This is a genomic window from Acinetobacter sp. 24-47-64 (genome assembly GCF_057737055.1).
Window position 1 is genome coordinate 1,548,733 of the sequence record NZ_CM173215.1, and the last position, 21,657, is coordinate 1,570,389.

Below are 21,657 nucleotides of genomic sequence, written 5' to 3' on the forward strand. Positions count from 1 at the left end.
CCTCCTTAGGTACCGAAATTACGGCGATGGCCCTTTAATCCACTCGCCAATTCACGACCATGCTTTTCAAAGAAACGCTTTACGTCACGTGAGTCAAAGGCTTGAATTGAGAAATGATTACTCACTTGCTGACTTGGAGTTTGAGGTGTGCCAAAGCCTCCATCTGCACTTAGTGACTTACCTAAGGCACGAATCGTATTCGCGTGCTGTTTAGGTAAAACCATTTCTTCTTCGTGAAGTTGTGTCATAGGGTTTACACCTGCAGGAATATCGTAACCACCTCGGGCTGATGCCACTTTTCCCACAATTGCAGATACACCCGCGAATGCAGCAATACCAGCAGCCACACCCAATGCAGGACCTACGATTGGTATTGACGAAAGCGCCGCCCAAGCACCAGCCATAGCCTCCCAAGCCGACATCATGATTGACTTTAAGACTTCCATGAGCTTTAAACCTAAACGAGCAATTACACCTGTTGAAGTTGCAGCTGTTTTCATGCCTTCACCAGCTACCACGGCGCCAGTCTGTGCAGCTTGACCTGCTACTTCAGCAGCAGTTTCAGTTTTGATGAATCCTAATTTAATCGCCATACGAGTTGCTAAACTTGCAGCGTATTTTTTCAGTGGTTCACTAATCATGCTTTGAATAAATGCCCCTGCCAGTTCTGTAAAAATGGCATTCATGGCATTTTTCCAAGTCAGCGTGCCATTCATCATGGACTGAATGCCTTTATCCCATAGACCAGACATTCGTGACGTTAGACCACCAAACTTATCTTCAAAGTCTTTTATTTGGGCATCAGAAATCATGCCTGGTGCTTGGATGTCAGACATCGATCTTTGATGATCTAATGCACTAATTTCATTGATTACGCCACTTACCCCAGAACTATTCCCAGTGAGTTGACTTAGCTCTTGTTCAAGATCTAGGCGCTCCTGCAATCCAATACGCTTGATGGCATACAACTGTTCTTCAAGTTGCTTTGCAAGACGTACCTTTTCAGCATTATTGATTCTTCCAGCATCAAGATCAGCATCTAAACGTGCCATTTCTAGCTCGAATATTTGCTGAGACAAAATCATTTTGCCTTGAAGCTCTTCCTCATGAAGCGCCTTGAGTTTTTCAAGCTGCTCAATACTAATAGCTTTGATTTTGTCAGCGGCTTCCTGCTCAGCTTTGATTGAAAAAGCTTTCTTTTCTTCAGCTGACAATATAGAAGAATCAATGTCACTAAGTTCTTTCTTAAGATCTAAAGCAACCTGCTTGCTTTCATCTGCATATTTATACTGCAGTGCTAGCATTTCCTTTTCAGCTTCTTCAGCTTTGCGGATTTGCTCTTGAAGTGATTTATCAAATTCTGAAGATTCAGTCCCTGCTTCTACACCGTTAACGCCAGCCATGTAACCCTTGACGTTTTTCACGTACTGGCGATTAATTGGACCAATACCGGTACCACGATCAACATTCCCTTCACCTGCATGATAAGCAGAAATAGCCTTGTTGATATCACCATACTTATCTAGCAAGAAACGCATGTATTTGGCTGCGCCTTCAGCAGCTTGTTTTGTGTCGAATGGATCAGATACGCCAAAGCGCTTGGCGGTCATATCCAGCATTTGAAAGTTGCCTTTCGCCGTGCCGTATTTAGTCTGAACGCCTTCAACATTTCGACCCTTAGTCTCTTGCATGTTAAGAGCTGATAGCATGCCACTCGGCAAGCCATACTTGGCTTCAAAGCCTGAATAGTTAAACTTTTCAGCATTCGCTTTTACACGTGCATTGACCTGCAAGATCTGTTGCTGTTTTTCAAGCTCCTTAGTTTGACGTTTTTGAGTCTCCTCAGCTTTCTTTTCAGCCTCCTCACGCGCTTCAGCTGCTTGTTTACGCTTCCAGTCCGCTTCTTCAGCCTGTTTAACAGCTTCAGGCATTGCACCGTCTTTAGCGGTGTATCCCATACCAGCCTTATCACGAGCATCTGCCATGTGCTCAGCACGCTCACGCGACACACCACCAACGTTCATGTTGTGTTGAATATAGCGTTCTCGTTCAGACTGTTTGTTAGATTCACGAACATACTCCATCTGCTTTGCAGTCAAATTGGCTAATGCATTTGCTTTATCGTTGATGGAATTGGTGTGTTCCTTATTATCCTTAGTACCTTGTGTCACAACTTGGTTATAAGTTTTTAGAACACCCTGAGCATCAATGACTGCTTTACGCTCTTTATTAACGGCAGCAGCTTTCTCATCAATTCCAGCCTTATGTTTAGACTCAACTGTTCGTAGGTTATTAATACCTGTGGCTAGTTGATCTGAGTTCAGCTTGCCTTGAATATATTGATCGTGGAGCTCTTTAGCTGCTTTTTTATCAGCATCTGATGCATCGGAATGATTAACAACCGCACGCACCAAGCCAAGTAATGCAATTTCCTGTTTACGGAAACCCTGCTCAGCTTTGGATAGGTCTGCCGTGGCTTGTCGCGTCAATACACGCTGTTGGGCTTTATCAAGCTTTTCATATTCCTCACGAAGTTGAGCAACACTTTTACCTTGTGTGCTTAAAGCTGGAACAGCTTCATCACTGCTTCGTTTCATGTAAAGGAATGCAGCACCTGCCGCTAGACCTTGAAATGCCAACATACCTAAGCCAGCAGGTCCACCGAGCAATGCTGAAGCACTACGCAGTACACCCATCGCCGTAGCAGTACGCATCGCTTGACCCTGAAGCGCAGACAATTGCATTTGATAAGCCATGCCTTGGGCAACACCAATCACAAACTCTTTAGCTAATACGGCGCATTGAACAACCAATTTAGCTGAAATAGCAGCACCTAAAGCGACGGCCACAGCTTTGATGTTGTCAAAGTTCTGCGCAATAGCAGTCACTGCAGGCGTTACTGAATTGATCAGCATTGCTTGGAAGCCTTGGAACTGAAGCTCTAGTGTGTAAAGGTTTTCTTTGGCTTTACCGAGGTTGTCCACCATATCTTTAGACATGATAGCGCCAGCATTCTTGGCTTCTTCACCCCATTTTTTAAATCCTGCACCGCCGTCTTTGAGTAATGGAATAAGCAAACTGCCATCATTGACGATCTGCTCCATGTAAGTGATAGTTTCAGCGTGCGATAAATTGGCTTTTTCCAATCCATCGTAATATGCCTGGATAACTTCTGGACCACTTAAATCTTTGAACATATCGATGGTCACACCAATTTTAGGCGCAACCTTTTCAAAGAAGTCCATCATTTCGCCTTCACCACGGCGTGCTTCACCGAGCCGATCTAGCGCGTCCTTACCCATCATGCCGAACTGTTCTAATGACAATCCAGCTGTTTGAGCACCCTTGGCAAAGTATTGGAGGTCTTCTACCGATTCACCCAGCATGTCAGACATTTTCTGAACTTCTGAAGCGGTACCAATTGCATTGCGAGTGAAACTGACCAATCCATCTACAGCTAAGGCAGAACCAATACCAGCAGCAATTTTTTTACCTAGGCCCAGCATCTGCGTTGAGATATTGCTTGAAAGATTATCGAAGGTCTTTTGCACACCAGACACGTCAATCTGAAAGTCCACTTTCTTACCTGTGACTTCAATCTCCTGCGCCGTATCTTTGACAATACTTTCAGCTTCATTCATGCCTTTTTTAAGTTCAGAAGTCTTCGCACCAACGTGCACTTCCACTCGATTGTTGCTCATAATCCCTACCTCACAGGCATAAAAAAACCGCCGTGAGGCGGTATTGAAAATTTTCAGGTATTAAAAAGCACCCTAAGGTGCTTCTTTAAGTAAGTTTCAAAACTATGGGAGTTACTGTTTTGTTCCTAAGTACAGTACTGCGTTCTGTCTATTGCTATTTTCTGCTACTGCATAAAGTGATTTAATTGATGAATCATAATAAACCACACCCTTTATGGACTGTCCCGCTAAGAGGCAAGGTGAATAACCAAAAACTAAATCAACATTGTAGTAAGGTGCATTTTCTTCAACTGCTATTTTCCCCGTGAACGTACAGCCACTTTGTCCCTTACCTGAAATCACACCCGTATTTGAAATTGTTAAGGTTGCTTCTTCAATACCTTCAACTATCGCCGATTGACCTACATAAGATCCTGCGATTGTCGTGAGATTGGATACCGAGTTATTTAATTCAGCATCATATAAAGTGTCAAATGTAACCTGATTTGAAGGCGTATAAGTGATCGTTCCATTTAGGCTCTTTTTAGATTCAAAAGTACCATTAATAGAAGTGTCGTACACTGCACTGCCACCAAAATAAAAATCTTTCCCTTTGCTTGCTTTGACTGTATTACCAGAAACAGCTAAGTCACCAGTCATGAAACCAGTAATTCCGTTAGAATAAGGTGGTGTATATAAAAACCAGAATTTATTATTTTTATCAACCAACCCAATAACATTCTGCGCTTGATTGGTCTTGCCGGTGTAAACACCAGTGATTTCAGCATTAGCTACAGGTGTTTTATCTCCCTCATTATTAGAAGAAGATGAATTACCCCCGCCACCACCGCAAGCAGTCAATGCCAAAGTTAATAGACCCAATCCAATTACTTTTTTCATGGTTATATCCAAGTTGTTATAAAGTTCCCGCGAACTTTAACCAACTCAAAAACTTTAATCAATCTGGGCAGCCTTAGCCACCCTGAGGAAAGTTCTGCAGATCCGCAAACAAATCATCTTCATCATCGCTTTGAGTATCTTCTGAACCGGTACTGTCTTCAATCCCCATAAATGCTTCAAGGATCCTACACAGACGTTGAATACCAACATGGCTGGGAGGACACTGCTTGTGATACGCATTCAATGCTTTGACTCTTGGAAAATCCAATTCATTACGCACATAGTCGTAATCCTTGCCCAATGTAAGCACCAAATGCGTGTACAGCTCCTCCCAGTCTATTCCCCCGAATCAGTGGCCTGCTCGTCCTCACCTGTATAAACCAGACCAGAAGCCCCCATGACCGTTTCAAATACGGCGTTCACGTGACCAACATCAAGTAGTTCATCAGCAATAAATTCGCGGGTAATGTCAGGATAGTTACGCTTTAAAGAGCTATGTGCTACATCTGCCACTAAAGCAAAGTCACTTGGATCAAAGGTTTTAAGCTTTGGCATCAGCTTTTCAGCAGCACCCAAGGATAACGGCGCAAAAATCCAAATCTGGCCATTAATTTTAAGCGGATTACCACGTGGGTTTTCGACCTGGTTAAATTGCATTTGGTATTACTCCGAAGTAGTCCATTTGAAGACACGACCTAAATCATCGGCCATTGGCTGGAATTCAAACTCAGGTAGATCGTAATCATCCTGTTTTGAACTGAACGCAAGCTTATTGCTGACACAGCGGAAGAATTCAATACCAAAGAATTTACCCTTGTAGTCACGCATCAGATCAACACTGAATTCAGGCGTATAACCCATATCCAAGTTGCTTACGACACCTGATTTGGCACCTGCCACCGTCGCTGTGTATTTAAAGCTGATAAATACCGTTTTACCCACATCAGCTGCTGCAAAGGTATAAACGCCTGTCGCTTCATCCACACTGTATTGACCTGCAACCGGTGCACTCGCCACACGCTTTAATGGAATAGCTTTGGCATCAGTCACGCCTAAATCTTTTAAGAATGTACCGCTGTTCGGAACGACTGGTGTTACGGATGCTGCAACGACTTCACCATTGATGGTTTGTGCGACTGCAGTAATACCACCTTCAGTGACCACGCCACCAAAGAAAATTGAATTCAACAATGCGCCGTTGATACGACCCATTGTCGCTTTACACTTAATCGAACCTTTACCGCGTGCGGCATCCACGGCGAACTGACCACGGCCATAGAGTTCTTTTAAGTCATAACTGATATCAACTGACGTTGACTGCAGTACGCCCACTTCAACGGGTGTGCCGTTGGTGATTGGGTTACCATGCACATCCTGTAATGGTGTGGCAAAGATTTTACCGGCACCAAATAAATATTGAGCCATATCGACCTCTTAAAAATGAGAAAACCACCGTATTGGCGGTCATGTTATTTATGAATTGCTTTAGGTAGTGGTGAGGATCCGTATCGGAATGATGGCAATCCCTTGGTCATCAAGCATATTTTCAACTGCTTCAAAAACTTCGATCGTACCCTCAATCCAGCAATGCTCGACCAGTCCCCCTAAGGTTTGGTATTCGCAGATGTCAGGATGATCAGGTGCAAGCTTGGCACGCACTTGATCAATCATCTGATTCAACTGTACAGACGGCGGTATAGTTGGATCTGATTCATGAATGTAAACGTACACTTCCGCTTCAAGTTCAACCTTGGCATCCAAGCCTTTCACTGGTGCTTCAGTTTGATTGCCTTGCGTCACGAATAAGGCAGGACGGTCATCAGGTGCAACGTGATTGAAATGCTTTAAGCGCCGACTGGTGGTTTTAATCCCCTCGATGCCTGACAAGCGATTAAACAATGCCTGGTAAATGACTTCACTATTCACTGCTCAATCCCCTTTCAATTGCAGCATCAATATTCTTCGGCACGATCTTCGCCACGTCATCCAATGAATCACGCATAAAACGGCGTTCTCGAAAATCTGCTTTACGCGAATGGCCTTTGATCATGATTTGACGTGGTGTGATCGGCTGACCAAAGACTTTCTTGATCATCCGAAGATGTGCCTTAATGGCCATTGCACCTTTAAGCCCAAATTCATGAGCAAAGGCATACGGTACCAAGGCACCACCAGCTCCGACTGTACCCTCGATCCAGTCTTTATCCTCTTCCACCTTGGATGAAACGGATCCTCTTAAACGTCCAGACTGCACATTCAGACGCTGACCTGTCAGCATATCTTCCTGAATAGTTCGCTGAAGTTTAAGTGTGAGTGCATTTACCGTGCGCCGTATTTCAGCACGTACACGTTCATTGACCTCGTTAAAATCAACATCAGCATCAACACGGTAATCACTCATACATCACCTACTTTGCAGCAGTTTCCTTTTTAGGTTCTGCTTTGGTTTCAACCGCACGTTTAAAACCATGCGGTGCCAGAATGTGTGCAATATCGGTATCCGACTCAATCACACCTTTTTCAACCTTGTATGTGGTGCCTGCAATTTCAAGCGAAGTCGCTTTAAAGTTTTCAGGCGCTTGATACTTAAATGACATGCCTTGCTCCTAAACAACGAAAGCACCAACACCAATACGATTGGGATTAGTACCATCATTGCCAACTGGAATTGAATTTTTTAATGCCAGGTAACGCTGGCCATAAATGCTTTGGTTATAAAATGCATCGGTACCCGAACGTGAAAAGCTCACACTCTGACCTGCAATAGTCATACTTGATGCATCTGAAAAGCTGTTACCAGACTTTGATTTGTGTGCAACTCTGAGAATATGTGCTGCATATAGACCCACAGCACGTTCTTTCAGATCACCAAATTCAAGCGCCGTTACAACAAGATCAGCTTCTTCTAATGCATCGGCAATTTCAGCATCAGAAGTATTTAATAATGTTGTGTCGTACTTAAACTTTAATTTAAAAGCTTGTGGGTCCATAGTTCACCTTATTCAGTGGCTTGAGCAAGTTTTTCTTGCAGCTGCTCAAGGGTTTCATCTTCAGCAAAGGTGATTTCAAGATCAGTCAGTGCTTTACGCACATCATCAATCGTGAGCTCAGGAGTTTTGGATTCATCCTTGCCTTTACCTTCATCAGTTTTACCTGATTGAGCGCCTTTACCACGACCTGAAGCAGGTTTTGAATCACCAACTTCTGTAATTTCTTCAATGCTTAGCTCAGCAGCATCAATCAAATGCTTAGCAAACTTATTTTTTTGAAGTGCTTTGTGGTGATTGGCTTCAACTACTACGGCGATACCTTTAGGTAAAGTCACCAGGCCTGCAAAAACAAAAGCGGCATTAGAGCCGCTGTATGTGTATGAATATTTAGCCATGAGATTTTAATCCTTATGCATGATCAAGGTAACGAAGTGAATCAACACGCTTCAACCAAACGCCCTGGTATTTGTAGTGACCAGGTACAAGTACATCCAGTCCTTTCGGTTGCGCCGTCAGGAACTCAACGCTGTTACCTTTGAATTGAATACATGATGGATCACGGCGATAGATGATCGAACGGTCAGCACCAGCGGTACCTTTGCCATTACCACGACCAGAACCTCGAATCGTTAATGTCTTACCCTGAGTGGTGAAGATGTTGTTTTCTTCAATGTACTTCAGGAATGTTTTACCACCTGAGTTTGGTACTACACGTGTTGAGAGGTGGGAATATTGCGTTGATGCCATTAAATATGTATCAGGCTCAATAGACGCATCTCCATCAAATAAATCTGCTGAATCAGCCAGCGAATTATTGAAGTCGGATAAAACCTCTTCAATGGTCGCCGTAGACCAATCATGCTGCCCTGTCACAATAGTGACGCCTGTTTGGTTTAAGAAGCCATTCACCTGTTCAAGTTGACCACTCGCATTGGCTTTGGTGTAACCATACCAAGCCACATTCGACATGTGCTTTTCAGCTGCCAAATTTGCAGCCTGAACTTTATCCGCTTCAAGCGTGAGGTTTATTTGCTGTGCGGTCGCCAATTCAACCACTGAATATTGGTAGCCAATCACACCCACCTTCACAGGTAGGCTTACAGTATCGTATTCAACTTCTGCAAGCGGAATATCATCACCTGTACCAGCATAGTCTTCGCCGATACCCACGCCTTTTTTACGAGACAGAATTTCACCACCACCATAAACCGCATTTACATTGGTCACTGGGATGAACTTGGCATAGTCAAGGACCTGTGCCAGCTGTGGTGTAATTTCGTTTTGTTCTTCGATCTTTACGAAGAGCTGTGCCAATGCATCCATGTTGAACGCATCGCCAACTTGTTCCTGAATGGCATGTGAAATCGGCGTTAAACGCGCTTTCATTTTTGCTAATTTGCTCATGTGTTATTAAGCTCCACGAAGATTAAGAAGGGCTAAACCATCGGCACCTGTCACGGTTTCCCATGCTGCACCTGGTAATATTGTTCCGTCAGTTGCTGAGCTCGACAAAGAACCCAACGGCGCTGCTGTGGTACCGTTTGCAGTTTTTACATAAACCGCAGCAGTAATATCCGTGATTGGCGCTGTAGGCTTGACCCAAATTGCACCTTCAAACATCACGGGCAACATATCAGCTGCTTTATAGGCTTCTTTACCAGCCGCCGTTTTGCCTGTCTTACCAACGCCGTGGCGTACCACCACACCAAAACGTGTAGGTGTAGCACCTGACACAGCCGTTACTGATTTGCCATCAGTCGTGCGGACAACTACGTCACCGTCATTAACTAAAGTCAGACCTGAAAGCGGTAATGACAGTACAACTTCTTTGGCAGTTAAACGGCCACGCTGACCGACCACCGCATTTAATTGCTGAACCATGATTCAAGTTCCCCTTAAATTGTTTTGTATGCAGCAGACTTGTCATAACCCTTATTTTCTTTAGGGTCCTGATTGTTGTTTTGCTGTTGTTGCTGTTGATGTAATGCATCACCGACTGCATTGCCTGGTGTGGTCGATTTCACTGCTGACAGTGCACGGAACACCGTGTCGATCTGCTCAGGTTTAGCATCACCGACGGCGACTCCACCCAGTACAGCGGTCACCAATGTGTCACCTGCTTTGGCTGCAATCACATCACGTTTGATTTGATCACATGAACAGCCTTCAGTTTTGATACCTGGTACCAAGGCAATGGCGTCCGCAACCACTGACGCACGTTCAGCCACGACCTGATCAAGTTTTTCAGGTGTCATTTGGTTTTTCTCAAGATCACCGACTTTTTGCTTCAGTTCTGCATTTTCAGTCTGCAAGGTGTCAACCACTGCTTGTACAGCTGGCAATTCGTCACCGATGGCAAATTGTTTATCACCGACTTTGAGTTTTGCTGCTTTTAAGTTTTCAAGCTGGTCTTCTTGTTGCTTTACAGCATCGGCTAGCGCTTGGTTGTCACCAATCTCAAAGCGAATACCGTTTACTTTAATTTCCATCTTCTTCCCCTTTGGGTTTGGTTTATGGTCACCGACGCGACAATCACCGCCACAGCGACCGTATTTCACCAGCGCCACGTGATTGCCTTTAAAATTGATAAATTTGGCTTGATACGGCGTACCATCTGGCGCCGTGCCTTGTTCAAGGACAAGATCAGCCGCATAGCCTAATGAGATCTCAACGCGCTCATTGTTTTGGATTAAACCGATACTGTTTTGATCTTTAATGATCAGATCACCGACCAAGAAATCACCTTCTTGGCGCACATTGAAGCATTCACCAATGTGGTATTCCTTCCAGTTGGAAGCATTGATTTCATTTTTAGGTGGGTGGTAGTCCGTTGTATCTACGCCGTCGAATGACTTAATGACTTCAGGTTTGAATAGATCATCAGCTGCCACATAGACATTGATGACCTGATCCGCTGAATAGCCTTCCAGATTTGGAAATTCATAAGCGTAGTACTGACGGACTTGAGGTGCTTTGGCCAAACGTACATTGACGCATTTCAAATACCCTTCTTGAGTAAATGAGCGTGTACTTTCGCTTGGTGCAAAGTCACCAATTTTGAGTTGGTAAATAAGTTTCATGAATTGCACCCATAAAAAAACCACCTTTCGGTGGTTTTGTAGAAGTTAGAGTTAAATTATTTTTCAATCAAACTACTTAAAATTCCTTTCAGTTTATTTATAGACATATAATAATTTTCCTCGTAATCCTTAAAAGCTGATGTCAATTCAGTCACTATCCCTGTACTTAGACATGAGTTTTTACCCTTCGATTTAATCAAATCTAATGTTTTTTCTATTTTTTCTAAACTTTCATTGATTGTAAAATCTGAACGTAAAACAATTGGTGATTTGAGTAAGTTAATTTGAGTCCGTAAAGCATTCACATAAACTTCTCTTCTTATCCAATAATCATACTCAAGCGTTAAAATCATTTTTTTTATTTTTGAAATTTCAGTTTTTTTAGATCGTTCATCAGCTTGTATTTTAGAAAAAATCTCTTCTTTGATTGAAGGACTTATTATTTTCAAGCTTTTTTGATTTTCAGAAACTAATTCATCTTTTAAGTCATCAAATTTTAAATTCAATTTACTAGTTAAACTATCAATCTGATTTTTGATATTTTCTTTTAAAAGCTCTGCTTCTTTTTCATGATTTTTATGGTTTATGAACCAATTAGTACCTATCAATAGAATTGCTAGGGTAATTACACCACCTAATGACCAATAAACTGTAGATAAAAATTTATCCTGATACCCCTTAATTAATTCAAGTTGGGCTTTTAAAATTTCAACTTGAGAATTTGCTGCAGTGAGATTTTTTTCTAGAAGATCAATATCTGCTGTATTTCCAAATGCACTTCCACTAATGCCGAATATGCACAATAAAACAAGTGTTTTCATAAATATTTTGAGTATAAAAGTCTATAAATTATTTAAACAGTATATCCATAACTTTAAGCAACTTCCTTAATAGTTTTTCATACTATTTTAGCCCACGAAAGTGGGCTAAATGCCAAGTTTATGGTATTAAGTACACTCGAATTGAGTGGCCACCTCGAGCAGCATTATAACTATGTTCAACATCACGCACGGTACCTGAAACTTCGTCGCCGTTTTCAGTCGTACCATTAAATATTTCACCAATTCGAGGTACAACTTCCAAGTCCGCATCCATTGCTAAATGATCGTGATTAATAATTTCAACTTGCATAAGAAAATTCCTATCTAATGAGAATCAACTTTATGAAAGTTATAAAATTTAATCAATCAGGATATCCTCATAATTGAAAAATTTCTTTTTACGCATGACATCACCTTTCTGTGGGCAATAAAAAACCCACCGAAGTGGGTTAAATAAGATAAAACAACAAGTGACTTTACTATTGATCTTTAAGCGAATTCATCATTACCGAAGCATCTGCTGCCCAACACTCTAAAGCACAATCTTTATCAAATTTACTTAAACCAATCCCTTCACAACAATTTTTAGTCACTTGTAGAATTTCAATTGAATCCATATTCAATAGCAACTCGATATCGAAGTTTGATTCTTTAAAAACATCAAATAAAGGCTGAAAGTGGGGATCAACCACATCCATAGAAAGATACTTTCCAATCCATTCATTTGCTCTATTTTTTACATCCAACAAAATATCTAGTTTTTGGTATTGTTGCATCTGTAATCCCCTGCATATCGAAAGGTACTTTAAACCAACCTATTAAATCAGTCGATCAAAATATCCTCATAATTCGGCAACGCCGTGCATCGACATCCAATCTTTTGACCAGGATGACCTCCCTTTGGCGGTGCATCCCATCGAAAGGTTTTACCATGATGGCTTCGGCATAACGGACGAACCTTTTCATCCTTTGATGTTAAATAATCGTAAGTCGTTACACCTAAAGACGTCTGACGCTTCTTATTGATAGCGCCGTTGATCTTACCCATCTGATCGGCTGCAATCAGTCGTGCACGATTGTCTGTGCTATGACCGAGTTTTTTTATTTCCTGAGCCAGTTCCTGATTAGTTTGCCCTGTCTGCAAGGCATTCATCACCAATGCTTCAAGCTTATCAGTATATTGACTTGGAATCGATTTAATCAAAGATACGTTTGCAGCAATCTGATTATCGATTTCATCCTGAATATCAGCGCCACGGAAAAACGGCGTAAGGTCCACACCAAGAATGGTCTTGGTATGACTGGCAATCTGCTTATCCACTTCTTTACTGGTATCCATGACCACCTTAGTAGCCAAAGATACCGACACTTCCATGGTGTACTTCACCATCTTTTCACGTAACGCCGTGAATAGATCCGTCACCCAGCTATCACCAATGTTCTGACCTACTGTGGGTAAAACGAAATCCTTAGTTTGTTCCTGGCAATACTTGGATATTTCCATCAGCTGACGTGTATAGAACAGCTCAACACGGCGATTGACCTTGACGGCCTTAGGTTTAGCCTTGCGACCTTTCTTGCGTTTCTTGATCTGCTGAAGCTGAGGTTTAAGGATCTGTATGATCGTCGTCATTTGGCGTCACCATGGTTTCCAGCAATTTGATGTGTTTTTCATCAATTACTGAATAAACGCCGTCGATATTAAGCTGACGAGCAATCTGCGGTTCAGTAATGATGCCCATATTGAGATACTTCTCATCACGCTCAGCATTGGCTTTTTCCACCTCTGCACGGACTTTCGCATCTAATTGCCAAAGTGGATTAAACACGACATTTAGTTCAGGAAATTGGCGTCCAAACGTAGACTGACAGATCACGGCGAGAAACTTCATCAAGATCGGCTTGAGGTCCCATTCCTGCTTAGTAGCAATCGAGTCATAATAATTACGAGTGTCATGCTCACCAGTGGCATTCATGCCTGCAGGTGATTGGCCAAACAGAATCGTATAAGGGATATCTGCCGCGCCTGCCGTCTGAACTGAAAATTCACGCATCATGTCAGGCAAGCCGCCGAAACTATACGTTTTTGATTCGTACTTTTCTTCGGCATCAAGGACCAGCATGCCGTTTAAGCTTTTCATCAGCCCCACAGACATGAAACGTTCCATGACGCCTTTCATATCTTCTCTAATCTTATCGACCAAGTTCGGCGTTTGAATGACATCAATCTTTGATTCATGAATAAGGCTAGCAGATCCACGCTTCACGCTGGCATGGTCAAGTAGATCCTCATAGACTTCTTGAAGAATGCTTTGAGGCTCTTCATTTACCACATCAGCATGAGCAATACGAATTAGACGAGTATGGTGAATGCGCTTTTTCGCTTCATTCCCCATTTTCATTTCGTAAAATTCAGGCTGTTTTAGCAATCCACAGCATGCCGACGGCGGTAAATAACTGTTTTTATCCGCCGTGATATATTTCTTCTTGATGACCGTAAAGAATTCCAAACGACCTTGACCAAGTTTAGAAATATCTAAAGGTTGATCTAAGGCAGCACCGTCAGCTGTTCCAAGCAGGATATACACAACGCCGTAGAGGCGAGAAAGGATTAAGCCCGATAAAAGCACATGCTCTAAGTGAAACGCCTTACACGCTTCTTCAAGGCGTTTTAAATCATCACCTTGAATGCCTTCATAGAACCATCCAGCACGAAGCATGTCAGATGCAGGACGATTGACAATACGGCGTGCAAGCCAATTCTGATACACCGCTTCAAGTTGATCATCGTCAATGTCTTTACGGACGAACTTACCACCTGTAGCTTTGTCACGCTCGGTACCAATATTCGATACCAAGTTTGTATATGCACCCGCATCGCCAATGGCATTGATTGCCTGTTTTACTGCGTCAGCTACAAGCGTTTTAATTTTACCGCCTGTATCAGACTTTTTATCTTTAGCCATAAATACCTCTAATCAAATACAGTCGGCTTTTTCGCAAGTGAGTCATTAATCGCATCGATGGTCGGGTCCCATTGGTCATCATGCTCATGTGTGAAGTCGGCTTTAAGACCCTCGATTTCTTCAACATAATTCAATAACCACGGCGCACTCACAGGTAGAACAACACGGCGATCTTCAACATAGAACACCACATCCATAGTACGAGTCAGCTTGTCTGTATCACGCTGAATCGCTTTAATCGGTAATGTGGTTTCACGCGAAATGTTTTGAATCAGCATTGTTCCAGATGCTTTATCCTCGATGGCCATGTATCGAAGCTTGCCGATCTTGGTATTGCTTTCCTTATGCTTATTGATGAAAGCCTTGGCTTCCTTAATCAGCTCAGGTGCTTCCCATTTGCCACGGCGCACGTCAATGATGTACAGGCGATTGTCATAACCAAGCCCTGCACATAAGAACACTGAATAGTCGTTATGCTCTTTGGTTTTTTGCGCCGTATCTGCCCATATCGCACGCCACTTGAGTACTGGTAACTCATGGTACCGATCGAACCATTCAGCCTTAACAAGATCACCACCAAGCTTTTTAGGCTCTTGCTGGTACTGACTGCTGAACGTATAACGCGACACTGTAGCGCCGTCTTTATCCTGACCGCCCTTCTCTAACTGTAGTAATGACTGTAACGACTCTTTCAGTGGCCAATAACTCTGACGTCCTTTCTCATCACGCTCGACATCACGTGGCACTTTACGGCGTATATGCTCAGGCAAGGTATTGATGTAAGCATCATCAATCAGTGCCGGTATCGAGATCTGATGCCATTTCCCTGGCACGTTGCCAGTCATCACAAAGTTAGTCGGATCCTCAACGTGTAAACGCTGCATGATCAGAATAATTGGTGTGGATGATTTGGCTTTACGTGAGTTGACTGTGTTCAGAATCTTACGATTTGCCTTGTTACGTGCCGTCTTACTAAATGCATCTTCAGGCTTGAGCGGATCGTCCAGGATAATCGCACCGGTAAATCCAGCATCTGCCAAAGTACCTGCACGGCGGCCCGTAACTTGACCACCCATCGAAGCTGAATAAACATGTCCCGCTTCATATCCATCTACAGTCGTTTTCCAACTTGCCTTAGCATCGGTACTGGTCGAGATCTTCACAGGCCATAAGCCCTGAAAATCGACCGATTTCACGATGTTTCGCGCCGTGGATGACACATCCTCTACAAGTGACTGCGAGAATGACAAATATAAAAATCGTGAACGCTGATTACGTGCGATACCACGTGCGATCAAATTGGTCAGTAATTCAGTCTTACCCGAACCAGGTGGAACGTTAATGACTAAATTTTCAATGTTTCCCTCAATGACTTCATCAATTGCCCATGCAATATATTCATGGTGCCAATTGACTGAGAACTTAAACCCCATACGAGGCATGAAAAAACGGCGTGTGAAAAACAAATGTTCACGTTCGCATTTCTCACGTTCGATCTTTATCTCAAGCGGTCTAGTATTTACTTTCGAGTTCATCTAACACCTGCTTCACTAATTCAGGGCTAGCATCCACGTAGGTAACATTTTCGCTTTGTAATGGTCCACCACCTGCGCCAGTCAATTCTGTTTTATTGGTGTACTTGCCACCGACGTCTTCAGCCACCTGTTTAAGAATGGTCAGCTGTAAAATCGGATTGCGTTTGTTCTGTGGGTTATTCAGCAAATTCTCATAATGACGTAAGCGCACGGCGAGATTCGCCAAAGGCATTTCATCAGTGTTTTTACGGAACTGCTCCCGGGTTTTATAAAATTCGTCAGCCAGTACCTTACTGAGGTTTTGCCCTGTCCGTTTGGTCGGATCGTATGCCTCACACTGCTGACGTGAAATAGTGATGCCAAACTCTTGTTGGACAAGCTCAACAGTTTCAGTAGGTGTATTCCACTGCGCTAAGCTACGCACGATAAAGAGTTTGTGCTTTTGATTTAGCGTTGCCATTGCTCTTTATCCGTCCAACTTCGTCCAACTTAATGGACAAAAAAATTTAAACGACCTTCAGAAGGCAAGTACCACACGCATGGTAAATATCGGCTCTTGAAATTTCAGGTCGCTGTTTCGCTGCATCAATCATGGTTTGAACTTCTTCGCTTGCACCATAACGGCGTACCACACCAGTGAATTCCTCCACGTCATGCCCTTTGATCTCAAGCTTTGGTAAACCTGTTTCACGGTTAAATTGTGGATTACCCCATTCATCACGCTTATGTGCAATGTGGTAAAGCTCATGCTCAACCAGTGCACAAAAGGCAATATCATTCGCCACTTGGGCAAATTTGGCATCAACCGTAATGAGATATTCAGGAACTTGACCAAACCATTGTTCAAATTGTTCCTCTTGGCGTGCTTTCTTCCATCCACCCACATTGATCATGACTTTCTCAGCTTGACCAACGACAAAGCGCCCCTGTTTGATAAATCCGCCGTTTGCCCACATCACGGCGATCTGTGGCCAGTAAAATGAGTCTAGGTGAATATGATCAGGGTTAAACACTTCAGAATGTTCATTTAGGAATACAGCTTTAATCCATGCCCATAGTTCTGGTGCCGGCATAAAGTTAGGTGTATCCAAATCGAATATTTCTTTTGGTGGGTATGGTCGAACTGGTATAGCGTGTCCGACTTCATTGCTCATTGCAGTACGTTCCGTAAGTTTCGGATGCGCTCCTTAAGCTCAATCATGATTTCATCAATCGCAATCATTTGATGACGCTTAAGACCTGAGCGACTGAGGTTTTGATATTTCGCCAGCTTCGCACAACAGAACTGTAAATCTTGTTTAGCTTGCACACGATCTGTCATATAAGTCCCTACCGCGTTAATACAATATTTCAAACAAAAGAAACCCCACTAACAATTACGTTAGTGAGGTTTAGTGCCGTAATAAGTTCGGCAAGTACTTCAAAAAGGGCTTGCTCTTACCTGCGAGCCCTTTAGGTTGGCATGGTGCAAATACATGCATGCGTTAGAAATTCAAGTTAGATGTTAAACATCCAGGTTTATTGAAAGGAAAACTCAATTCCGTATTTCAACTTGAACACTTCCGTATTGCTTACGGTTACAACCCAAGATCACATTAACACCCCTTTAAACTTGAAAAATAAAGTTAATGTAAGGGAATTTATTTATCGCTTTAACTTGCTAATTCAATGAACGATTAATTATGTTAATAATTTAAATGGCAAAAAAATACCTCCTGAGTGAGGAGGTAAAATTGAAGAACAGGTTAGGTCCTGTGCATAAATAATATTCAATTTCTAAAAGCGTAGCATTAGCAATAAGTTACAATATTATATTAGAAGAATTCATTAACCTGAAGATTTTAATTCAAGCTGTCTATCATCTTGAGTAACCTTAATTTTAATATTTTGATAAGTACGCTTACTAGGATTCATAGCGGATCCCACCACCTCTTCAAAAAACCTTCTATCTTTCATTAACTCTGCATATAGCTTGTAGCCTATCAATATTCTTTCAGGTTTTTTATTATTCGCTAATGTTTCTTTAAAAATATTGTTTAACTGGTTTACATCTACCATAAATAAAAATTAGCTCTAAATTTAAGAAGCCCATTATGCCTTATTTAAAAGTACAAACAATGACAACTGCCTGTTATTAAAGCTTTCAGAACAAACAAACGTTTAAAACACTATATTTCGTAACTTTATCACCAAAAAAAAGAAATATTGATAACAAAAAAGCCCACCATTTGGCGAGCTTTCCTTGATGCTTAAACCTATTTTTGACATTTCACGTTAAACTGGTATTCGTCTTGAGTGACTTTAATTTTAATATTTTTATATTTTCGTTTGTTTGGATCCATTGCCGAGCCAGCCACTTCCTCAAAAAAGCTACGATCATTCATTAGCTCGCCATACGCTTTATAGCCTAATAAAATCTTTTCAGGCTTTTCGCCTTCAGCCACTAATTTACCGAGAGTATCTTCTAGTTTTTTAACAGTTAAAATCGCCATTTCAATTAGAGCTCAAAAACAAAAAGGCATTATCGCTTATTTTCATGAACAAACAATGTCAAAAAAAGCCCATCTTTCGATGAGCTTCTCAAAAAAATCACTTAGGTCTGTCCTACACCAAGCTGCGCACTAAACAAATTAGTCGCCACACCATTAAAAAACATCAAAATAGGTATAAGCGATTGTTTTTCCATAGCAACCTCCTTTTGAGCAAATGAAACAGTTGTAAAATTCGTAAACCAAGACAACAAATAAGCCGAAACAAAGGCGACTAAACCAAATGCGATTAGTGGATTTGAACCACCCAGACATACCACAGACCTAAGTGATCTTTGGATAAAAAAGCCCACCATTTGGCGAGCTTTTAAATTAACTTCATGTATCAACGTACACTTCGGTCACTATAGCTGAAATATGCCATAACCCTTGTGCAAGGTCAAACATTCATCATTGTTTTTGAACAGTATGTTCGTTAGTATTTTTAGTAACCTCATCTCGCTGCTCAATGATGTCTGATTACAAGCTAACCTTAAGTGAATATTTATCCACTGTTCAAGAAGTTATACGGGTCACCTTTGATGAACCTGTTTGGGTCAAAGCAGAGATAAGAAATTTAAATATTAAAAGCGGACATTATTATCTTGAGCTGGCTGAAAAAGAGGAAGGTTCAGACAAAGTAATCGCCAGTTGTAAAGCGACAATTTGGAAGTCTTCTGCTCAAAAGATGGTTCTAAAGTTCGAACGTGAAAGTGGTATAGAGTTATCTCGAGATCTTAATGTTCTGATAAAAGTTAAAGCCAAGTTTGACCCTCAATATGGTTTCTCAGTTAATGTAGAAGATATTGATTCAAGCTTTACGTTAGGTGATATAGCACGGCGCTATCAGCAGACATTAGAAAAATTACAAACCGAAGGTCTTGCAGATAAAAATAAACAGCTACCTACGCCGTTTGATATTAAAAATGTCCTGGTCATTGCACCTGAAAATGCTGCAGGTTTAGGCGATTTCAAAAAGGATGCTGACGCATTAGACAAAGCCGGTGTCTGCCATTTCGTTTATCACAGTGCAACTTTCCAAGGCAATACAGCTCCAACAAGTATCCGAGATTCTTTAATAACTGCCCTTAAGCAATGGGTCAAAGATCATGAAGTTGCCCCTGATCTCATCGTTCTTATTCGCGGTGGTGGATCTGTAAATGATTTAGCATATTTAAATGATTTTGATTTGGCAGCTCTGCTTTGTAAGCGTTCCGTCCCTATCTGGGTCGGTATTGGCCATGAAAAAGACCGAACGATTTTAGATGAAATTGCACATCGATCTTTTGATACACCCAGTAAGGTCATTGGAGGTATACGTAATTTGATTGTAGAGCGTGTCCAAGATGTATCTGATTCTCTACAAACTATTAAGTTGTTATCTCAGCATCAGATCACGGCGTATCAAAGCCAGAATGATCAATACATAAAGTCAATCAAGACACTGGCGAATAATCAAATTAGTTTAACTAATCGAAATTTAGACTTAATTAAAGACACCACTCAATATTTAGCACAGCAACAGGTTAAGCTGGCTTCTCAGCAAGTTGAATCTCTCATACGCGAAACATTACTTCAGAATCCCAAAAATGTTATGGCCAAAGGTTTTGGTATCGTCCGTAGCCAAGGCAAAGCCATACGTTCTATTCAACAAATATCAGGTGATAGCATCCAAGTAGAATTACAGGATGGTATTATCAATGCCAATGTGACTCAGGTATCTAGCAATGATTAAGAAAGAATTAACGTTTAAAGAAGGCTATGAAATTCTCAAAAAGAACGCCGAGCTCCTTGAGTCTCAAGATGAACCAGATATTGATAATTTGATGAAAATTGTTGAAGAATCGATGTCAGCATATAAAGCCTGTAAATCACGTGTAGACGCCGTTCAACAAGCTTTGAATGAGACATTTAAGGATTGAAATGCATAATTCACTTGAAAGCTTCTTAAAAAGAATATCTTTTTTCCTTATTTATTTACCAGCACTCATTTATGGTTGCCAAATTGCTTATTTTTCAGGAATAAGTGAACCGTTGGGAATAGACATCTCATCCTTAGGAATGAATTATTTTGAGGTTTCATTTTTTGGTTATTTAAATCTATCTACTACGTTTTTAGATAATTTAAATAAACTAGTATTATTAATTGCATTTTCTATATTGTATTTAGCCATAGCATTTTTATTACATGTTTTGGCGATTCACCCTTCAGAAAAAGAAAATGAAAAATTCAGAGTTGATGCACTATTATCTAGTTTTGAATTTCATAAACCGATTATTTACTCTAAGTTTGTCAAAATGGTTAATTCATTTTGGTTTACCACTACTATCTATTTCTTTATATTTATTTTTAGTCTATTTCTCATTTTTACATTCTATAATAAAGGTAAAAAAGATATTATTTCTACTGTTGATAAGATTAAGACATCTGAAATTTGTGAATACACTACTGGTTATATCAAACAAAATAACGAACAATTCAGAGTCAAACCTATTCTTTGTGGCAACTATAAATGTTATGGAATTAACTTAGATAGACTTGAAGTAATCACTTACCTCCCTGAAAACTATAGTCAATTTTTAAATGTCCCAAATAAATTTAAATAAATGAATACTTCAATAACGGTTAATAAAGCACCTTATTTGGTGCTTTTTTTATATCCAACAAACCCATACCGACTATGCAAAGCAGCTAAACCGCACTTAACATCCATTCTTGAATCTGCTTGAGTACGATTTTCACGTACCATTTCAGACCAAGAATTCCCATAAAAATAACGATCAATGATTGCTTCCATCCAATCATCTAAAACTTCAGATTGTCCCTGCATATCTAATATTAAACGCTGTACGGCGCGTGCTTCATTATCATCAATCTGACACACAATTTTTGTCTGCTTTAATTTTGGTAATTGATAATCACCAGTCAGGAAATCAACAATGATTTTTGATTCCTGAAAATCGGTCAGTTTTTTCTGTTTTCTTTTCTTAGTGGCATGATCCATGGCCACTGCAATCGGATTAATACTTTGGCTACATGTACCACTAACTGAATTCATCCATGCGCCGAATTGGTGTAACCATCCTTCTAAATCAAAACGTGACCAATCTATTGTTTGTAAAATATGTTGTTTCGTTGGCTCTGCTACAACCATGA

General features: G+C 41.2%; 29 protein-coding genes. 3 read left to right on the top strand and 26 right to left on the bottom strand.

The window, feature by feature from the left end; genetic code table 11:
- Window positions 1-5 precede the first annotated feature (5 nt).
- The 25 genes from AC1M85_RS07320 to AC1M85_RS07440 form a co-directional block, all read right to left on the bottom strand.
- On the bottom strand, window positions 6-3,701 hold the full coding sequence (locus AC1M85_RS07320; RefSeq protein ID WP_488212793.1) for a lytic transglycosylase domain-containing protein: 3,696 nt from the start codon (window positions 3,699-3,701) through the stop codon (window positions 6-8).
- A gap of 111 nt (window positions 3,702-3,812) precedes the next feature.
- Entirely contained in the window at window positions 3,813-4,580 is a 768-nt protein-coding gene (locus AC1M85_RS07325) for a hypothetical protein (protein WP_488212794.1), read from the bottom strand.
- 73 nt (window positions 4,581-4,653) lie between these two features.
- Window positions 4,654-4,890 carry a hypothetical protein gene (locus AC1M85_RS07330; protein ID WP_488213861.1) on the bottom strand — a complete coding sequence of 79 codons (237 nt, stop codon included), beginning with the start codon at window positions 4,888-4,890 and terminating at the stop codon, window positions 4,654-4,656.
- Window positions 4,891-4,916: 26 nt separating this feature from the next.
- Entirely contained in the window at window positions 4,917-5,237 is a 321-nt protein-coding gene (locus AC1M85_RS07335; RefSeq protein ID WP_481588146.1) for a hypothetical protein, read from the bottom strand.
- A 6-nt stretch (window positions 5,238-5,243) separates the two neighbouring features.
- Window positions 5,244-6,005 (bottom strand): hypothetical protein, encoded by a 762-nt coding sequence (locus tag AC1M85_RS07340; RefSeq protein WP_488212795.1) that lies wholly within the window; start codon window positions 6,003-6,005, stop codon window positions 5,244-5,246.
- A gap of 60 nt (window positions 6,006-6,065) precedes the next feature.
- Window positions 6,066-6,506 carry a hypothetical protein gene (locus AC1M85_RS07345; RefSeq protein WP_488212796.1) on the bottom strand — a complete coding sequence of 147 codons (441 nt, stop codon included), beginning with the start codon at window positions 6,504-6,506 and terminating at the stop codon, window positions 6,066-6,068.
- Complete coding sequence (locus AC1M85_RS07350; RefSeq protein ID WP_488212797.1) at window positions 6,499-6,981, bottom strand: hypothetical protein; 483 nt, start codon at window positions 6,979-6,981, stop codon at window positions 6,499-6,501. The genes AC1M85_RS07345 and AC1M85_RS07350 overlap by 8 nt, the downstream gene beginning before the upstream one ends.
- 7 nt (window positions 6,982-6,988) lie before the next feature.
- Window positions 6,989-7,177, bottom strand: a complete 189-nt coding sequence (locus AC1M85_RS07355) for a hypothetical protein (RefSeq protein ID WP_481589996.1) — start codon at window positions 7,175-7,177, stop codon at window positions 6,989-6,991.
- Between the two features lie 9 nt (window positions 7,178-7,186).
- Window positions 7,187-7,570 (bottom strand): DUF4054 domain-containing protein, encoded by a 384-nt coding sequence (locus AC1M85_RS07360; RefSeq protein WP_481590999.1) that lies wholly within the window; start codon window positions 7,568-7,570, stop codon window positions 7,187-7,189.
- Window positions 7,571-7,578: 8 nt separating this feature from the next.
- Window positions 7,579-7,965: a hypothetical protein gene (locus tag AC1M85_RS07365; protein ID WP_488212798.1), complete on the bottom strand. Its 387-nt coding sequence runs from the start codon at window positions 7,963-7,965 to the stop codon at window positions 7,579-7,581.
- 13 nt (window positions 7,966-7,978) lie between these two features.
- A complete protein-coding gene (locus AC1M85_RS07370; RefSeq protein WP_488212799.1) occupies window positions 7,979-8,974 on the bottom strand; it encodes a DUF2184 domain-containing protein in 996 nt (331 codons plus the stop codon).
- Between the two features lie 6 nt (window positions 8,975-8,980).
- Window positions 8,981-9,451, bottom strand: a complete 471-nt coding sequence (locus AC1M85_RS07375) for a structural cement protein Gp24 (RefSeq protein ID WP_488212800.1) — start codon at window positions 9,449-9,451, stop codon at window positions 8,981-8,983.
- Between the two features lie 14 nt (window positions 9,452-9,465).
- Window positions 9,466-10,650, bottom strand: a complete 1,185-nt coding sequence (locus AC1M85_RS07380) for a DUF2213 domain-containing protein (RefSeq protein ID WP_488212801.1) — start codon at window positions 10,648-10,650, stop codon at window positions 9,466-9,468.
- A 56-nt stretch (window positions 10,651-10,706) separates the two neighbouring features.
- On the bottom strand, window positions 10,707-11,471 hold the full coding sequence (locus tag AC1M85_RS07385) for a hypothetical protein (protein ID WP_488212802.1): 765 nt from the start codon (window positions 11,469-11,471) through the stop codon (window positions 10,707-10,709).
- Between the two features lie 118 nt (window positions 11,472-11,589).
- Window positions 11,590-11,781: a hypothetical protein gene (locus AC1M85_RS07390; RefSeq protein ID WP_488212803.1), complete on the bottom strand. Its 192-nt coding sequence runs from the start codon at window positions 11,779-11,781 to the stop codon at window positions 11,590-11,592.
- A 169-nt stretch (window positions 11,782-11,950) separates the two neighbouring features.
- Window positions 11,951-12,247, bottom strand: coding sequence for a hypothetical protein (locus AC1M85_RS07395; protein WP_488212804.1), 297 nt, complete (start codon window positions 12,245-12,247; stop codon window positions 11,951-11,953).
- Between the two features lie 47 nt (window positions 12,248-12,294).
- Window positions 12,295-13,104: a phage head morphogenesis protein gene (locus AC1M85_RS07400; protein WP_488212805.1), complete on the bottom strand. Its 810-nt coding sequence runs from the start codon at window positions 13,102-13,104 to the stop codon at window positions 12,295-12,297.
- The gene (locus tag AC1M85_RS07405) at window positions 13,079-14,437 is read right to left on the bottom strand and encodes a DUF1073 domain-containing protein (RefSeq protein WP_488212806.1); all 1,359 of its coding nucleotides are present in this window, start codon (window positions 14,435-14,437) and stop codon (window positions 13,079-13,081) included. The genes AC1M85_RS07400 and AC1M85_RS07405 overlap by 26 nt, the downstream gene beginning before the upstream one ends.
- Window positions 14,438-14,445: 8 nt before the next feature.
- Window positions 14,446-15,972, bottom strand: a complete 1,527-nt coding sequence (gene terL, locus AC1M85_RS07410) for a phage terminase large subunit (RefSeq protein ID WP_488212807.1) — start codon at window positions 15,970-15,972, stop codon at window positions 14,446-14,448.
- The gene (locus AC1M85_RS07415) at window positions 15,950-16,432 is read right to left on the bottom strand and encodes a DUF2280 domain-containing protein (protein WP_163170152.1); all 483 of its coding nucleotides are present in this window, start codon (window positions 16,430-16,432) and stop codon (window positions 15,950-15,952) included. Before AC1M85_RS07415 ends, terL begins: the two co-directional genes overlap by 23 nt.
- A gap of 46 nt (window positions 16,433-16,478) precedes the next feature.
- On the bottom strand, window positions 16,479-17,126 hold the full coding sequence (locus AC1M85_RS07420; protein WP_488212808.1) for a putative metallopeptidase: 648 nt from the start codon (window positions 17,124-17,126) through the stop codon (window positions 16,479-16,481).
- Window positions 17,123-17,293, bottom strand: coding sequence for a hypothetical protein (locus AC1M85_RS07425; RefSeq protein WP_488212809.1), 171 nt, complete (start codon window positions 17,291-17,293; stop codon window positions 17,123-17,125). The genes AC1M85_RS07420 and AC1M85_RS07425 overlap by 4 nt, the downstream gene beginning before the upstream one ends.
- Before the next feature lie 506 nt (window positions 17,294-17,799).
- On the bottom strand, window positions 17,800-18,030 hold the full coding sequence (locus AC1M85_RS07430; RefSeq protein WP_179998039.1) for a hypothetical protein: 231 nt from the start codon (window positions 18,028-18,030) through the stop codon (window positions 17,800-17,802).
- Window positions 18,031-18,227: 197 nt separating this feature from the next.
- Window positions 18,228-18,464: a hypothetical protein gene (locus AC1M85_RS07435; protein ID WP_004646432.1), complete on the bottom strand. Its 237-nt coding sequence runs from the start codon at window positions 18,462-18,464 to the stop codon at window positions 18,228-18,230.
- 101 nt (window positions 18,465-18,565) lie between these two features.
- Window positions 18,566-18,850 (bottom strand): hypothetical protein, encoded by a 285-nt coding sequence (locus AC1M85_RS07440; RefSeq protein WP_488212810.1) that lies wholly within the window; start codon window positions 18,848-18,850, stop codon window positions 18,566-18,568.
- A gap of 122 nt (window positions 18,851-18,972) precedes the next feature.
- Between AC1M85_RS07440 and xseA the strand changes: the two genes are divergently transcribed.
- The 3 genes from xseA to AC1M85_RS07455 are packed head-to-tail and all read left to right on the top strand — an operon-like array spanning window position 18,973 to window position 21,107.
- Window positions 18,973-20,235 (top strand): exodeoxyribonuclease VII large subunit, encoded by a 1,263-nt coding sequence (gene xseA / locus AC1M85_RS07445; RefSeq protein WP_488212811.1) that lies wholly within the window; start codon window positions 18,973-18,975, stop codon window positions 20,233-20,235.
- On the top strand, window positions 20,228-20,422 hold the full coding sequence (gene xseB / locus AC1M85_RS07450) for an exodeoxyribonuclease VII small subunit (protein WP_488212812.1): 195 nt from the start codon (window positions 20,228-20,230) through the stop codon (window positions 20,420-20,422). The genes xseA and xseB overlap by 8 nt, the downstream gene beginning before the upstream one ends.
- A gap of 1 nt (window position 20,423) precedes the next feature.
- The gene (locus AC1M85_RS07455) at window positions 20,424-21,107 is read left to right on the top strand and encodes a hypothetical protein (RefSeq protein ID WP_488212813.1); all 684 of its coding nucleotides are present in this window, start codon (window positions 20,424-20,426) and stop codon (window positions 21,105-21,107) included.
- Between the two features lie 32 nt (window positions 21,108-21,139).
- On the opposite strand, the gene AC1M85_RS07460 is transcribed toward AC1M85_RS07455, so the two are convergent.
- On the bottom strand, window positions 21,140-21,655 hold the full coding sequence (locus AC1M85_RS07460) for a hypothetical protein (protein WP_488212814.1): 516 nt from the start codon (window positions 21,653-21,655) through the stop codon (window positions 21,140-21,142).
- Window positions 21,656-21,657 lie beyond the last annotated feature (2 nt).

Bases quoted from the DNA above. Each gene is read 5' to 3' on its own strand.
- xseB (WP_488212812.1), top strand. From the start codon at position 20,228: ATGATTAAGAAAGAATTAACGTTTAAAGAAGGCTATGAAATTCTCAAA.
- AC1M85_RS07395 (WP_488212804.1), bottom strand. From the start codon at position 12,247: ATGCAACAATACCAAAAACTAGATATTTTGTTGGATGTAAAAAATAGA.
- AC1M85_RS07425 (WP_488212809.1), bottom strand. From the start codon at position 17,293: ATGACAGATCGTGTGCAAGCTAAACAAGATTTACAGTTCTGTTGTGCG.
- AC1M85_RS07390 (WP_488212803.1), bottom strand. From the start codon at position 11,781: ATGCAAGTTGAAATTATTAATCACGATCATTTAGCAATGGATGCGGAC.
- AC1M85_RS07360 (WP_481590999.1), bottom strand. From the start codon at position 7,570: ATGGACCCACAAGCTTTTAAATTAAAGTTTAAGTACGACACAACATTA.
- AC1M85_RS07370 (WP_488212799.1), bottom strand. From the start codon at position 8,974: ATGAGCAAATTAGCAAAAATGAAAGCGCGTTTAACGCCGATTTCACAT.
- AC1M85_RS07435 (WP_004646432.1), bottom strand. From the start codon at position 18,464: ATGGCGATTTTAACTGTTAAAAAACTAGAAGATACTCTCGGTAAATTA.
- AC1M85_RS07385 (WP_488212802.1), bottom strand. From the start codon at position 11,471: ATGAAAACACTTGTTTTATTGTGCATATTCGGCATTAGTGGAAGTGCA.
- AC1M85_RS07455 (WP_488212813.1), top strand. From the start codon at position 20,424: ATGCATAATTCACTTGAAAGCTTCTTAAAAAGAATATCTTTTTTCCTT.
- AC1M85_RS07430 (WP_179998039.1), bottom strand. From the start codon at position 18,030: ATGGTAGATGTAAACCAGTTAAACAATATTTTTAAAGAAACATTAGCG.
- AC1M85_RS07340 (WP_488212795.1), bottom strand. From the start codon at position 6,005: ATGGCTCAATATTTATTTGGTGCCGGTAAAATCTTTGCCACACCATTA.
- AC1M85_RS07355 (WP_481589996.1), bottom strand. From the start codon at position 7,177: ATGTCATTTAAGTATCAAGCGCCTGAAAACTTTAAAGCGACTTCGCTT.
- AC1M85_RS07460 (WP_488212814.1), bottom strand. From the start codon at position 21,655: ATGGTTGTAGCAGAGCCAACGAAACAACATATTTTACAAACAATAGAT.
- AC1M85_RS07375 (WP_488212800.1), bottom strand. From the start codon at position 9,451: ATGGTTCAGCAATTAAATGCGGTGGTCGGTCAGCGTGGCCGTTTAACT.
- AC1M85_RS07380 (WP_488212801.1), bottom strand. From the start codon at position 10,650: ATGAAACTTATTTACCAACTCAAAATTGGTGACTTTGCACCAAGCGAA.
- AC1M85_RS07350 (WP_488212797.1), bottom strand. From the start codon at position 6,981: ATGAGTGATTACCGTGTTGATGCTGATGTTGATTTTAACGAGGTCAAT.
- AC1M85_RS07335 (WP_481588146.1), bottom strand. From the start codon at position 5,237: ATGCAATTTAACCAGGTCGAAAACCCACGTGGTAATCCGCTTAAAATT.
- AC1M85_RS07400 (WP_488212805.1), bottom strand. From the start codon at position 13,104: ATGACGACGATCATACAGATCCTTAAACCTCAGCTTCAGCAGATCAAG.
- AC1M85_RS07325 (WP_488212794.1), bottom strand. From the start codon at position 4,580: ATGAAAAAAGTAATTGGATTGGGTCTATTAACTTTGGCATTGACTGCT.
- AC1M85_RS07420 (WP_488212808.1), bottom strand. From the start codon at position 17,126: ATGAGCAATGAAGTCGGACACGCTATACCAGTTCGACCATACCCACCA.
- AC1M85_RS07320 (WP_488212793.1), bottom strand. From the start codon at position 3,701: ATGAGCAACAATCGAGTGGAAGTGCACGTTGGTGCGAAGACTTCTGAA.
- AC1M85_RS07405 (WP_488212806.1), bottom strand. From the start codon at position 14,437: ATGGCTAAAGATAAAAAGTCTGATACAGGCGGTAAAATTAAAACGCTT.
- xseA (WP_488212811.1), top strand. From the start codon at position 18,973: ATGTCTGATTACAAGCTAACCTTAAGTGAATATTTATCCACTGTTCAA.
- terL (WP_488212807.1), bottom strand. From the start codon at position 15,972: ATGAACTCGAAAGTAAATACTAGACCGCTTGAGATAAAGATCGAACGT.
- AC1M85_RS07415 (WP_163170152.1), bottom strand. From the start codon at position 16,432: ATGGCAACGCTAAATCAAAAGCACAAACTCTTTATCGTGCGTAGCTTA.
- AC1M85_RS07365 (WP_488212798.1), bottom strand. From the start codon at position 7,965: ATGGCTAAATATTCATACACATACAGCGGCTCTAATGCCGCTTTTGTT.